This is a genomic window from Curtobacterium sp. Csp1 (assembly GCF_013347185.1).
On sequence record NZ_CP054594.1, the window covers coordinates 1,258,009 to 1,270,482 of the forward strand.

At 71.5% G+C, this 12,474-nt stretch carries 13 protein-coding genes; 11 read left to right on the forward strand and 2 right to left on the reverse strand.

From position 1 onward, the window contains the following. Positions 1-230 precede the first annotated feature (230 nt). The 9 genes from rpsB (at position 231) to HUN58_RS06245 (ending at position 7,237) form a co-directional block, all read left to right on the forward strand. The gene (rpsB, locus tag HUN58_RS06205; protein WP_180225434.1) at positions 231-1,109 is read left to right on the forward strand and encodes a 30S ribosomal protein S2; all 879 of its coding nucleotides are present in this window, start codon (positions 231-233) and stop codon (positions 1,107-1,109) included. A gap of 80 nt (positions 1,110-1,189) precedes the next feature. Beyond that, positions 1,190-2,017 carry a translation elongation factor Ts gene (gene tsf / locus HUN58_RS06210; RefSeq protein ID WP_058742042.1) on the forward strand — a complete coding sequence of 276 codons (828 nt, stop codon included), beginning with the start codon at positions 1,190-1,192 and terminating at the stop codon, positions 2,015-2,017. 156 nt (positions 2,018-2,173) lie between these two features. Further along, on the forward strand, positions 2,174-2,893 hold the full coding sequence (gene pyrH, locus HUN58_RS06215) for a UMP kinase (protein ID WP_058742043.1): 720 nt from the start codon (positions 2,174-2,176) through the stop codon (positions 2,891-2,893). Between the two features lie 47 nt (positions 2,894-2,940). Next, on the forward strand, positions 2,941-3,495 hold the full coding sequence (frr, locus tag HUN58_RS06220) for a ribosome recycling factor (protein ID WP_114850068.1): 555 nt from the start codon (positions 2,941-2,943) through the stop codon (positions 3,493-3,495). Then, the gene (locus HUN58_RS06225) at positions 3,495-4,490 is read left to right on the forward strand and encodes a phosphatidate cytidylyltransferase (protein WP_058742045.1); all 996 of its coding nucleotides are present in this window, start codon (positions 3,495-3,497) and stop codon (positions 4,488-4,490) included. Before frr ends, HUN58_RS06225 begins: the two co-directional genes overlap by 1 nt. 105 nt (positions 4,491-4,595) lie before the next feature. Beyond that, on the forward strand, positions 4,596-5,144 hold the full coding sequence (locus HUN58_RS06230; RefSeq protein ID WP_180225433.1) for a DivIVA domain-containing protein: 549 nt from the start codon (positions 4,596-4,598) through the stop codon (positions 5,142-5,144). A gap of 93 nt (positions 5,145-5,237) precedes the next feature. After that, complete coding sequence (locus tag HUN58_RS06235; RefSeq protein ID WP_254631629.1) at positions 5,238-6,179, forward strand: lytic transglycosylase domain-containing protein; 942 nt, start codon at positions 5,238-5,240, stop codon at positions 6,177-6,179. A gap of 12 nt (positions 6,180-6,191) precedes the next feature. After that, complete coding sequence (locus tag HUN58_RS06240) at positions 6,192-6,497, forward strand: hypothetical protein (RefSeq protein ID WP_058742047.1); 306 nt, start codon at positions 6,192-6,194, stop codon at positions 6,495-6,497. Further along, on the forward strand, positions 6,494-7,237 hold the full coding sequence (locus HUN58_RS06245) for an alpha/beta hydrolase (protein WP_141861975.1): 744 nt from the start codon (positions 6,494-6,496) through the stop codon (positions 7,235-7,237). Before HUN58_RS06240 ends, HUN58_RS06245 begins: the two co-directional genes overlap by 4 nt. A gap of 72 nt (positions 7,238-7,309) precedes the next feature. On the opposite strand, the gene HUN58_RS06250 is transcribed toward HUN58_RS06245, so the two are convergent. Then, entirely contained in the window at positions 7,310-9,160 is a 1,851-nt protein-coding gene (locus HUN58_RS06250; RefSeq protein ID WP_180225432.1) for a hypothetical protein, read from the reverse strand. A 260-nt stretch (positions 9,161-9,420) separates the two neighbouring features. Here HUN58_RS06250 and HUN58_RS06255 point away from each other — a divergent pair, with 260 nt between their 5' ends. After that, a complete protein-coding gene (locus HUN58_RS06255; protein WP_141861973.1) occupies positions 9,421-11,160 on the forward strand; it encodes a hypothetical protein in 1,740 nt (579 codons plus the stop codon). Beyond that, positions 11,157-12,164: a tetratricopeptide repeat protein gene (locus HUN58_RS06260; protein WP_180225431.1), complete on the forward strand. Its 1,008-nt coding sequence runs from the start codon at positions 11,157-11,159 to the stop codon at positions 12,162-12,164. The genes HUN58_RS06255 and HUN58_RS06260 overlap by 4 nt, the downstream gene beginning before the upstream one ends. 13 nt (positions 12,165-12,177) lie before the next feature. Here HUN58_RS06260 and HUN58_RS20450 read toward each other — a convergent pair. Next, on the reverse strand, positions 12,178-12,474 hold a 297-nt coding region (locus tag HUN58_RS20450; protein ID WP_254631630.1), incomplete at its 5' end, for an integrase core domain-containing protein.

Genomic DNA, 12,474 nt, shown 5'->3' on the forward strand with positions numbered 1-12,474 from the left:
GACCCGCACCGCGCCTCCCGTGCGTCCAGACCTGCTAGAGTGCTTCCAGCAGCGCGCCGAGCGCGCTGACTTCGCGCGTCCACTCGCGTCTCTCGGCCACCGGTCCCGCTCTCACGAGCGGGCGGCCGTGCGGACAGGGCGCCAGGGGTCACGACCACCGGTCGTGACCGACACAACCGCAACCGTGCTCACGGCCTGACAGCCGTGCGCCGAGAACAAGGAGGGACGGCATGGCCGTCGTCACCATCCGCCAGCTGCTCGACAGCGGCGTCCACTTCGGACACCAGACCCGTCGGTGGAACCCGAAGGTGAAGCGCTTCATCCTCGCCGAGCGCTCGGGCATCCACATCATCGACCTGCAGCAGTCGCTGGCCTACATCGACCGCGCGTACGACTTCGTCAAGGAGACGGTCGCGCACGGTGGCACGATCCTCTTCGTGGGCACCAAGAAGCAGGCCCAGGGCTCCATCGCCGAGCAGGCGACCCGCGTCGGCCAGCCGTACGTCAACCAGCGTTGGCTCGGCGGTCTGCTCACGAACTTCCAGACGGTCTCCAAGCGCCTCGCGCGCATGAAGGAGCTCGAGGAGATCGACTTCGACGACACAACGAAGGGCTTCACCAAGAAGGAGCTCCTCATCAAGAAGCGCGAGCTGGACAAGCTCCACAAGACCCTCGGTGGTATCCGCAACCTCACGCGGACCCCGAGCGCGCTCTGGATCGTCGACACCAAGAAGGAGCACCTCGCCGTCGACGAGGCGCAGAAGCTCGGGATCCCGGTCATCGGCATCCTCGACACCAACTGCGACCCGGACGAGATCACGTACCCGATCCCGGGCAACGACGACGCGATCCGCTCCGTCGGCCTCCTCACCCGCATCGTCGCCGACGCCGCGGCCGAGGGCCTGAAGACCCGCCACAACGGTGGCGACCAGGAAGAGGCCGAGCCGCTCGCCGAGTGGGAGCAGGAGCTCCTCGGTGGCGAGCCGGCCGCGCCCGCCGCCGAGACCCCGGTCGAGGAGAACGACGCCGACGCGCAGGTCGCCGCGAAGGAGATCGGCGAGCCGATCGCCGAGGCCGACAAGAACGCCGAAGCCACCCCCGCCGAGTGACATCCGGGGGCGTCGGGCCGGTCGGCTCGGCGCCCCTTCCTTCTCTCTCCACAACTCCAGTCCAGAAAGGACTCCAGCCAATGGCCAACTACAGCCTTGCTGACGTGAAGAAGCTCCGTGAGGACCTCGGGGCCGGCATGATGGACGCCAAGAACGCCCTCGTCGAGGCCGACGGCGACTACGACAAGGCCGTCGAGCTGCTCCGCATCAAGGGCGCGAAGGCCGTCGCCAAGCGCGACGACCGTGCGACCTCCGAGGGCGTCGTCGTGGCGTCGACCGAGGGTGGCGCCGCCACCGTCGTCGAGCTCGCGAGCGAGACCGACTTCGTCGCGAAGAACGAGAAGTTCACCACCCTCGCCGACAAGGTCGTCGCCGCGGTCGCCGCTGCAGGCGCGTCCGACGTCGAGGCCGGCAACGCCGCGCCGCTCGAGGGCAAGACGGTCGCCGAGGCGATCGACGAGGCCGCCGCTGCGCTGGGCGAGAAGCTCGCGCTCCGCACGGTCGTCCGGGTCGAGGGCGACGCCTTCGAGGTCTACCTGCACAAGACCAGCCAGGACCTGCCCCCGCAGATCGCCGTCGTCATCGCCTACTCGGGCTCCGACGCGGCCGAGGCCCGCTCGATCGCCCAGCACGTCGCGTTCGCGAACCCGACGTACCTGACCCGCGACGAGATCCCGGCCGAGGCGATCGAGAAGGAGCGCGCGACCGTCGAGGCGATCACGCGCGAGGAGGGCAAGCCGGAGGCCGCCCTGCCGAAGATCGTCGAGGGTCGCCTCAACGCCTACCGCAAGCAGGTCGCGCTCCTCGAGCAGGACTACGCGAAGGACAACAAGCTGTCCGTCGCGAAGGCCGCCGAGAACGCCGGCATCACGATCCAGGGCTTCGCCCGCGTCAAGGTCGGCGCGTAGCGAACCCGTGACGGGGCTCGGAACCACATCGGTTCCGGGCCCCGTTTCTGCGCGCGCTGCGACACGCGCGGAACCGGCACGGAGGCACGACCTCCTCCGCCGGACCGGCTCCGGCCGGGTAGATTCCCACGAGACATTCGACGAAGGGTGCGCCACATGACGAACGAGAAGACCGGACGCCGCCGGGTCCTGCTGAAGCTGTCGGGGGAGGCGTTCGGGGCCGGGTCCCTCGGGGTGAACCCGGACGTCATCAGCACCATCGCCAAGGAGATCGCCGCGGCCGCGCAGGACGTCGAGGTCGCGATCGTGGTCGGCGGCGGGAACTTCTTCCGCGGCGCCGAGCTCTCGCAGCGCGGCATGGACCGCGGTCGCGCCGACTACATGGGCATGCTCGGCACGGTGATGAACGCCCTCGCGCTGCAGGACTTCCTGGAGCAGGCCGGAGCGGCCACGCGCGTGCAGTCCGCGATCAGCATGACGCAGGTCGCGGAGCCCTACATCCCGCGCCGCGCGGAGCGTCACCTCGAGAAGGGCCGCATCGTGATCTTCGGTGCCGGCGCGGGTCTGCCGTACTTCTCCACCGACACGGTCGCCGCGCAGCGTGCGCTCGAGATCGACGCGCACGAGGTCCTCGTCGCGAAGAACGGCGTCGACGGCGTCTACACGGCGGACCCGAAGAAGGACGCCACGGCCGAGAAGCTCCACCACGTGACGTACCAGGACGCACTGCTCCAGGGCCTCAAGGTCGTGGACGCCACCGCGTTCTCCCTCTGCATGGACAACGGCATGCCGATGCACGTGTTCGGCATGGAGGGCGAGGGCAACGTGGCCGCCGCGATCCGCGGGGAGCGGATCGGCACGGTGGTCAGCAACTGACCCCGGCCGCTGACTAGACTCGACAGCAGTACCGAAGGAGAACCACCGTGATCAGTGATGTCCTGACCGAAGCCACCGAGAAGATGGCGAAGGCCGTCGACGTCGCCAAGGACGACTTCGCGACCGTCCGCACCGGACGCATCAACCCCGCGCTCTTCCAGAAGATCCCGGTCGACTACTACGGCACGCCGACGCCGCTCGCGCAGCTGGCGTCCATGCAGACGCCCGAGGCCCGCACGCTCGTCGTCACGCCGTACGACAAGTCCGCGCTCAAGGAGATCGAACGCGCCATCGCGACGTTCCCGAACCTCGGCGCCAGCCCGTCGAACGACGGCGAGATCGTCCGCGTGACGATCCCGGAGCTCACCCAGGACCGCCGCAAGGAGTTCGTGAAGCTCGTGCGCGGCAAGGGCGAGGACCACAAGGTCGTCGTCCGGAACATCCGTCGTCGCGCCAAGGACGACCTGGACGCGCTGAAGGGCGAGATCTCCGACGACGAGATCGCCCGCGCCGACAAGGACCTCGAGACCCTGACGAAGAAGCACGTCGACCAGATCGACGACGCGCTGAAGAAGAAGGAAGCCGAACTCCTCGAGGTCTGATGCGTCTCCCCGACCCGGGCGGCGACCGCCCCACGCAACCGCGCCCGTCCGCGAAGAAGGGGCTCCGACAGGACTTCGACGCCCGTGCCCGCGCGGCGCGCGCCGACTTCGAAGCGCAGCTCAAGCAGCGCAAGGCGGAGTTCGGCGCGCGCAACGAGGCGCTGACGGCGCGCACCGGACGGAACCTGCCAGCGGCGATCGGCATCGCGCTGGCCTTCGCGGTCGTCATGCTCGCCGCGCTCCTCATCTGGAAGCCGGCGTTCATGGTCGTCGCCGCGTTCCTGCTCGGTGTCGCCGTGTACGAGCTCGCGAGCGCCATGCGGTTCGCGGGGCGGGACGTGCCGCGGATCCCGAGCGTCGCGGCCGCGGTCGGCATGGTGCCGCTGGCGTTCCTCGGCGGACAGGTGGCTGCGCTCTTCGCGGTGCTCGGCGGGATCGTCCTCATCGTGGTCTGGCGGCTCGTCGAGGTCGCCCTCGCGCGCGAGAAGCCGCCGGCCGGGCACGTCGCCCGTGACCTGACGAACGGGCTGTTCGTCCAGGCGTACATCACGCTCCTCGGAGCGTGCATCGTCCTGCTGTCGGCGCAGCCCCGCGGTGAGCTCTGGGTGATCGCGTTCATCCTGGTGGTCGTCGCCGTCGACACCGGGGCCTACGCCACGGGGCTCAACCTGGGCAAGCACCCGATGGCGCCGCGGATCAGCCCGAAGAAGACCTGGGAGGGCTTCGCCGGATCGGTCGCGGCGAGCATCCTCGTCGGGATCGTCGTCGTGTGGCTCCTGCTCGGGCTGCCGTGGTGGACCGGCATCGTCCTCGGCGTGCTCATCTCCGGGTCCGCGACCCTCGGCGACCTCACCGAGTCGATGATCAAGCGCGACCTCGGCATCAAGGACATCTCGTCGTTCCTGCCGGGGCACGGGGGACTGCTCGACCGGATCGACAGCATCCTGCCGTCGGCCGCCGTCGCGTACGTCCTGTTCCTGATCGTCGTGCACTGATCGTCGTGCACGGACCGACGGTCGTGCACTGATCGTCGTGCACTGACAGGCGTGCTCGGGGCGCGTCCAGCCAGCGCCAGGGTCGGGTGCTGGCAGAATGTCGCCGTGGCCACCACCTTCCCCACCGCAGACCGCCGCGACCTCGGGTACGACGTCGACGAGGTCGACCGGTTCCTCGAGGACGCCCGCCGCGCCTACACGGCCGCCGACACGGCGCCGGGGATCGAGGCGGCGAAGATCCGCGCCACCGCGTTCTCGATGCGCAAGGGCGGGTACTCCACGGCGCACGTCGACGCCGCCCTCGAGCGACTCGAGGACGCCTTCGCCGCCCGGGAGCGCGAGCGGGAGATCGCCGCCGTCGGCAAGAAGGCCTGGTACGCCGAGGCCCGCTCGAAGGCCTCGGACGTCGTCGCCCGCCTGGAGCGTCCGGACGGGCAGCGTTTCGCCCGCACGAGCCCGCTCGGGACCGGGTACCACCCGAAGGACGTCGACGCCTTCGCCCAGCGCCTCGCCGGCTACTTCCGCGACGGCAAGCCGCTGAGCCTCACCGAGGTCCGGTCGATCGTCTTCCGACCGAAGCACGGCGGCTACCGCGAGGCGCAGGTCGACGCACTGCTGGACGCCGTCGTCGAGGTCATGCTCGCCGTCCGCTGACGACTCCCCGCATCGTCCGGCCCGGCGATCCGACGACGCGCTGGGTGCCGGTGCTTCCGGTTGCGTGACCATTCCGTTATCCTGGTCGGACTCATGGGCAGGCACACGGCAGACTTCAGCTCCGACCGCGGCAGCAGCGAGCACCTCGACCAGACGGTCGTCGGTGAGCGTCGCGCGGCACGTGAACGACTCCGCACGGCGGAGCACGCGGTCCTCCACGCGGCCCCCGCGGTCGCGACGGCGTCCATCCCCGCCGCACCCGTCAGCGCTCCGGCGCGATCCACGTTCGACGCCGCGGTCCCGCGGACGCCGGCCGACCCGCGCGTCGTCAAGCAGCGACGTGCCGTGCAGCAGCGCCGAGCGGTCGCCGCCGCACCGAAGCCCGCCCGCAGCGTGAACACGTTCATGCGCAAGCGCGCGACGATCCCCGCGCTCTCGTTCTTCGCCGTGTTCGGCTTCGTGGGTGGCTCGCTCTTCAACCCGATGCAGCCGGACGTGGCGCAGGCTGCCGTCTCGGCACCCGTGCTCGTCAAGGCCCCGGTCGAGCCGCAGCAGTACACCGCGCACGGCACCTACGGCGACTTCGAGGTCTCCCGCGACGGCTACGGCGTCACGGTCCCCGCGCCGAAGGTGACCGCCCCGCCGGCGACCGAGACCGACGACACCGCGGACACGACCGCCACCAAGAAGGTCACCGCGACGAACACCATCGCCGCGCAGGCCGCCACGCCGAACCCCGGCAGCGCGCAGGCGATCGCCCAGGAGATGGTCGCGGCCCGCGGCTGGGGCTCCGACCAGTTCAACTGCCTCGTGCTGCTCTGGAACAAGGAGTCCGGCTGGCGCGTGAACGCCTACAACCCGAGCGGTGCGTACGGCATCCCGCAGGCCCTGCCCGGCAGCAAGATGGGCACGGTCGGCGCCGACTGGCAGACGAACCCGGCGACCCAGATCACCTGGGGTCTCAACTACATCTCGGGCGTGTACGGCACGCCGTGCGGAGCCTGGGGCCACAGCCAGTCCTTCAACTGGTACTGATCGGCGCCGGGGGTGCCGCGCAGCAACCGACCGCGGCGTCCCCGCGGTCACGGACCCGAGCCCGAGGACGAACCCACGGGCCTCGACCGGCTCATGTCGTCCTGGAAGCGGACCGAGGTCCGTCGCGGCCGCACGTTCACCGTGCAGCCCGTCTCGGCTGCGTCGGCGCAGAAAGAGTACGTCTGCCCGGGCTGCGGCGGCACCGTCCTGCCCGGTACCGCGCACGTTGTCGTCTGGCGAGCCGACGGTGTCCTCGGTGACGAGGCCGACCTGGCGTCGCGCCGCCACTGGCACAACCACTGCTGGAGCATCGCATGAGCACCGAGATCCGCTCGAACACCGAACTGCCGGCACAGCGGACCGACGTCGAGCTGTACACGGACGACCACCTGACGCTCGTCGGTGAGCTCGCGGAACCGCTCGGACGCCCCGCTCGCGGCACGATCGTCACCCTGCACCCGCTGCCCACGGCGCAGGGCTTCATGGACTCGCACGTCCTGAAGAAGGCGGCGGCCCGCCTGCCGGATCTCGCCGGCATCGCGGTCCTCCGTTTCAACTTCCGGTCGGTCTCCTCGCCACGCGGGACGTCCGAGGGCACCTTCGGCGACGGCGTCTCCGAGGGCTTCGACCTGCGCGCCGCCGTCCGCGAGGTCACCGCGCGCGGGCTCCCCGCGCCGTGGCTCGTCGGGTGGTCCTTCGGCACCGAGGTCGTCCTCAAGCACGCGCTCGAGCACGTCGCGGCCGGCACCGTCGCCGGGGTGGTTCTGCTGTCGCCGCCCCTGCACCGCACCTCGGACGAGGAACTCGCACGCTGGGCGTCCGTCGACGTTCCCGTGGTCGCGCTCGTCCCGGAGCACGACGACTTCCTGCGCCCGGACGAGGCCGCGCGTCGCTTCGCTCCTGCGCCGAACGTCCGGGTCGTGCCGATCGAGGGCGCGAAGCACCTGTGGGTGGGGGAGCGGTACGTGCGGATCGTGCTCGACACGATCGCCGACCTCGTCGTGCCCGGCAGTGCACCGCTGCCGACGCACACCGACCTGCCGGTCCGTTCCGCCTGATGGCCCACCCGGCCGTCCCGACGACGCAACCCGGCCTGGAGGCGCCGGTCGCGCCTCCAGGCCGGGTCACCGTCAGCGGGTGGTGAGGTCCGTCGCGGTGTCCGTGTCCGCGTCCGCGTCGCGACCGGCGTCCGGTGCGCCGGAACCGAGCAGTCCGGTGGCGTGCGTCAGCACGCCACGCAGGTTCTCGAGGTAGCCGGCGACGGCATCGCGTTCGGTCCGGATCGCCGCCAGGCGGTCCTCGGCCTCTGCCTCGATCGCGGCGGTGCGCTCCTCGGCGTCGGCGACCATGCGGTGCACGCGCTGCTGGGCGTCGGCGACGATCGTCCGGGCGTGCTCCTGCGCGTCGGCCGTGCTGGAGCGCTCGAGGTCGTCGGCCTCCTGCTGCAGGCGCTCGGCGCGTTCGCGGGCCTCGGTTGCTCGGCGGGTCGCCTCGGCGAGCTGCAGGTTCGCCTCGTCCAGGTACTTCTGCGTCTCGGTGACCGTCTCGTGGTGCTTCTGCAGGTACTCCTGCTCGGCGTCGTCGCGGCGGGCGGCGAGCTCCGACTCGAGCGCCGTGCGGGCCTCGTCGCGCTCGCGGGCGATCTCGGCGCGGACCTCGTCGCGCTCCTTCGCGAGGACCGCGCGCATCGTCTCGACCTCCTGCTGGAGCGCAGCGCGCTCGGCTTCGAGGTCGGTGAGCTCGGCGCGGCGACGGTCGGCGACCTCGGCGTCCAGCTCGGCGTGCTCGCGCTCCCGGCGGGCGGCGAGCTCGTCGGCGTGCTCACGGGCGGCGCGCTCCGCGGCGGCGTCGGCCTCGGCGCGCTCCCGTTCGATGCGCGCGCTGTGCTGCTGCAGCTCATCGGCGATGCGGTCGGAGGTCTCCTGCACGAGGCGGGCGTTCTCGACGCGGGTCTGCTCCTCGTCGACGCGCAGCTGGGCGCGGAGGGCCTCGGCCTCCTGCTCCAGCGCCGCCCGGGCACCGGCGAGCTCGCGCTCCCAGCCGGCACGGGCGGCGGCGAGCTCCTCGTCGTGCACGCGTCGGCGTTCCCCGAGCTCGGCGTCCAGGTCGGCGCGGCGGGTCGCGGTCTCCGACTCGAGGGCGGCGCGGCCCTCCTCGAGCGCGAGGGCGTGTTCGCGCTGCTGCTCGTCGCGCTCGCGGTGCCAGGCCGTGCGACCCTCGGTGACCTCGCGGTCGAGGGCCGTGCGCCGGTCGGTCTCCTCGCGCTCGAGGTCGGCCGTACGACGGGTGTGCTCTGCCTCGAACACGCTGCGGCGGTGCTCGGTCTCGCGGTCCAGTTCCTCGGCCGCGGCGCGGGCCTGCGCGGCGTCGCGCTGCGCGGTCTCGCGGAGCTCGGCGACCTCGTGCTCGACGCGGGCACGCAGGGCGTTCGTCTCGCGGATGGCGACCGAGCGGACCTCGGCGGCCTCGGTGACGGCGGCGCCCCGGATCGCGGCGGCCTCGTTGCGGGCGTCCTGCGTGAGCAGGCCGGCCTCGGCGCGGGCACGCTCGATGGTGTCGGCGGACTCGGCGCGGGCGCGGGACAGTTCGTCGGTGGCGCGGCTCCTGGCGTCCTCGAGCGTCTCGGAGGCCTCTTGCCGGGCCTCGCGGAGCAGGCGGTCGGCCTCGTTCCGGCTCGCGGCACGCAGGCGCTGCGCGTCGATGTCGGCCTGGCTGATCAGGCGCGTGGACTGCTCCTCGGCGACCCGGAGCGTCGACTCGAGGCGCGTCCCGAGTCCGCTGTACGTCGGGGTGCCGGCCTCGTCGAGCTCGCCCTGCAGGTCGGAGACACGGGTCTGCAGGAGACGGATCTCCTTCGCGGCCTCGGCGCGGTCGTTGTTCGACTTGATGAGCTCCCGGCGCAGGTCGCCCAGGGCCCGGTCCACGTCGTCGCGGCGGTACCCGCGCAGCTCGGTCCCGAACTCGGCCTCGTCGTTCGCCACGTGTTGCTCCTGGGGGTCGGCGGAGGGCCAGCCCTTGGCCCGCGGACGATTGTAGTGGCGGCGCCACCGGGGGGCCTGAGCCGGGGTCTCGTCGAGGCGGTGCCACCGACGGGGCTGAGTCGCGGCCGCCGACGGTCCATCGGTGGCGCGCGAGCGCTCGGCTCAGCGAGCAGGGATGCGATGTCCAGGGTCGCTCGCTATCCTGGAGCGCTGATTCGCGCGCCGACATCCCCCACCCCGGCGCGGTAGGGAGAAGATCCGTGCGATTCGTCCTGGCGATCGTCAGTTTCGTCATCGGTCTGCTGCTCGTCGGGCTCGCTGTCGGCCAGCGAACCGTCTTCGCGCCACCGTCCTCGCTCGTCGCGCAGTCGACCAGCAAGGCCTCCGCCCCGGTGACGGTCATCCCGGGGTCGACGCTCAACGCCAACCCCGGGTACCAACGCATCAACGTCTCCGGTTCCGGCGACGTCTTCGCCGCCTACGGCAAGACGAGCGACGTGCAGGCCTGGATCGGTGACGCGAAGCACACCACGCTCCGGTTCGACGCCGAGCAGGACCGCCTGGTCGGCAAGACGACCGGCAGTGCCTCGAGCGTCCCGGACCCGTCGGGCAGCGACCTCTGGTACCAGGAGTGGCCCGGCGCGGGGCAGTTCACCGTGCGGCTGCCGTCGGACGTGTCGCTCGTGGTCCTCGGCAACGGGAAGGACGCGGCACCCACGGACGTGTCCGTGACCTGGCCACGGGACACCGCGACCCCGTCGGTCGGCCCACTGCTCGTCGCGGGCGGCCTGTTCCTCGTCGGCGGCGTCGCGCTGCTCGTCTGGGCGTTCCTGCACCAGCGTCGGGGGCGCGGTCCGCGTCGTCGCAGCGGTGGGACGAGGCCGCCCAGGGTGCGCGCGTCGCGCCGGGCCGCCGCAGCGGGTGCCCAGGTGCCGAGCCGCGGTCGTCGTGGGCGCCGTCCGCTCATCGCCGTGCCGATCGTGCTCGTCGGCGCGCTCGGGCTCGCCGGCTGTTCGTCCGACTACTGGCCGCAGGGCGGTTCCGCGGACGTGACCGCCACGCCGACCGCATCGGCGACGGCGGGTGCCGAGCAGGACGAGCCGACGGCAGCGTCGAAGCAGCAGATCCAGAAGATCGTGCAGCGCGTCGCCGAGGTGGCACAGAAGGCCGACGAGGCCAAGGACGCGTCGCTCCTCGAGTCGCGCTTCACGGGTGCCGCGCTCGACTTCCGGAAGGCCAACTACGCCATCCGCGCGAAGGACGACAAGGCGGCGGCCCCGCCCGCGATCTCCGCGCAGCAGGTGTGCGTCGCGCTCCCGCAGCAGACGGACACCTGGCCGCGCACGGTGTTCGCGATCGTGGCCGAGGACTGCACCGCGAAGACCGCCCCGCAGGCGCTCACGATGGTCCAGGCGAGCGCACGCGACGAGTACAAGGTCGCGTACGACGTGTCGCTCGAGGCCGCGGCGCAGGTGCCGAGCCTCGCGCCGACGTCCCTCGGTGCCGCGCAGCTCGCCGGCAACACGAAGCTGCTCCGCATCGCGCCGGACGACATCGCCGCCGCCTACGGTGACGTGCTGTCGAAGGACAGCGAGAGCTCGTCGGCGTCGCTGTTCGAGTCCGACGGCGACGGCCTGCGGTCGACCATCGGCAAGGCGTACAAGGACAAGAAGTCCGAATCGCTGCCGGACACCGCCAAGATCGAGTACTCGTCCCAGGTCCCCGACGACAGCGCGATCGCCATCGCGACCGACGGTGCCGGTGCGCTCGTGTCCGCCGACCTGGACGAGATCGAGAAGGTCACGCCGACCGCAGCGGGTGCCGAGGTGAACACCGAGGGTGCCGTCAAGGCACTGTCGGGCGTCGACTCCAGCACGAAGGGAATCAGCGCCACGTACAGCGTGCAGCTGCTCTTCTCCGTGCCGCCCGTCGGAAGTGATGACAAGGTGGTCCTGCTCGGGTTCACGCAGGGCCTGACCGCAGCGAGTGAGGTGCAATGACCAACGTCCCCCCGACCCCGTCCGGTCTCCGCGGAGCCGTCGACCTGTCGTCGCTCGTCGACCGGGCCCAGCGTCCGGCAGCCCCAACCGCCCCGGCCGCCCCCGCTCCGGGGGCACCGCAGGGCGCGACCGCAGGTGCAGCGCCGTCGACGACCGAGCCGGCCGTCCCGTCGCTCGTGCTCGACGTCACCGACCAGACGTTCCAGGACGTGCTCGAGCTGTCCTCGGTCGTCCCGGTGATCGTCGACATCTGGGCCGAGTGGTGCGGGCCGTGCAAGCAGCTCTCACCGATCCTCGAGCAGCTCACCGCCGAGTACGACGGTCGTGTCGTGCTCGCCAAGGTCGACGCGGACACCAACCCGCAGCTCGTCCAGGCGTTCCAGGCGCAGTCCATCCCGACCGTCGCGGCGGTCATCGGCGGGCGCCCGCTCGGGCTCTTCGTCGGGGCGCTTCCCGAGGCGCAGGTCCGCGACGTCTTCGAGCAGGTCGTCGCTGCTGCCGAGCAGAACGGCGTGACCGGGCGTGTGCGCGTCGACGGCCAGTCCGGAGACGTCGCCGCGGAGCCGCAGGGCCAACCCGAGCCGGAGCCGCTGCCACCGCACCACCAGGCCGCCTACGACGCGATCGAGCGCGGTGACTACGCCGCCGCCGTGCAGGAGTACAAGACCGCGATCGCGCAGGACCCGAACGACCAGATGGCCGTCGCCGGTCTCGCGCAGGTGTCGCTGCTCGACCGGCTCTCCGGCCGCACAGCGGACGAGGTCCGGAGCGCTGCTGCCGCTGCGCCCCAGGACGTCGAGGCGCAGCTCGCCGTGGCCGACCTGGACGTCAGCGGCGGGCACGTCGAGGACGCCTTCGGGCGCCTGCTCGACCTCGTCCCCACCGTGTTCGGTGCTGAGCGCGAGGCGCTTCGCGTCCGACTCGTGGAGTACTTCGAGCTCATCGGTGTGGACGACCCGCGGGTCGTCGTGGCGCGTCGTCGGCTCGCGAACGCGCTGTACTAGCTGTACTAGGCCGTTAGGTTGGTGACACTCGGGCTGCAGGTGTGAGTCCGTGGCTTGAGTGGGTCCGGCCAGTGTTGTAGTGCTCGATCCAGGGCGCAAGCGCGTCGGCGCGTGCTTGGTTGCTGGTGAAAGGTTGCCGGTAGGCCCACTCGGTCGCGAGGGTCCGGTTGAATCGTTCGACCTTGCCGTTTTGCCATGGGCAGTGGGGTTTGATGAACTTCTGCTTCGCCCCGAGCGCGGCGACGGCGTCCTTGAACGCGGCCGAGTGCCGGTAGGCGAACGCGTTGTCCGAGATCACGCGCTCGATCGT

What these genes read in the sequence shown, in the direction of transcription:
- rpsB (WP_180225434.1), top strand. Translation starts at nt 231, where the DNA reads ATGGCCGTCGTCACCATCCGCCAGCTGCTCGACAGCGGCGTCCACTTC.
- tsf (WP_058742042.1), top strand. Translation starts at nt 1,190, where the DNA reads ATGGCCAACTACAGCCTTGCTGACGTGAAGAAGCTCCGTGAGGACCTC.
- pyrH (WP_058742043.1), top strand. Translation starts at nt 2,174, where the DNA reads ATGACGAACGAGAAGACCGGACGCCGCCGGGTCCTGCTGAAGCTGTCG.
- HUN58_RS06225 (WP_058742045.1), top strand. Translation starts at nt 3,495, where the DNA reads ATGCGTCTCCCCGACCCGGGCGGCGACCGCCCCACGCAACCGCGCCCG.
- HUN58_RS06235 (WP_254631629.1), top strand. Translation starts at nt 5,238, where the DNA reads ATGGGCAGGCACACGGCAGACTTCAGCTCCGACCGCGGCAGCAGCGAG.
- HUN58_RS06245 (WP_141861975.1), top strand. Translation starts at nt 6,494, where the DNA reads ATGAGCACCGAGATCCGCTCGAACACCGAACTGCCGGCACAGCGGACC.
- HUN58_RS06260 (WP_180225431.1), top strand. Translation starts at nt 11,157, where the DNA reads ATGACCAACGTCCCCCCGACCCCGTCCGGTCTCCGCGGAGCCGTCGAC.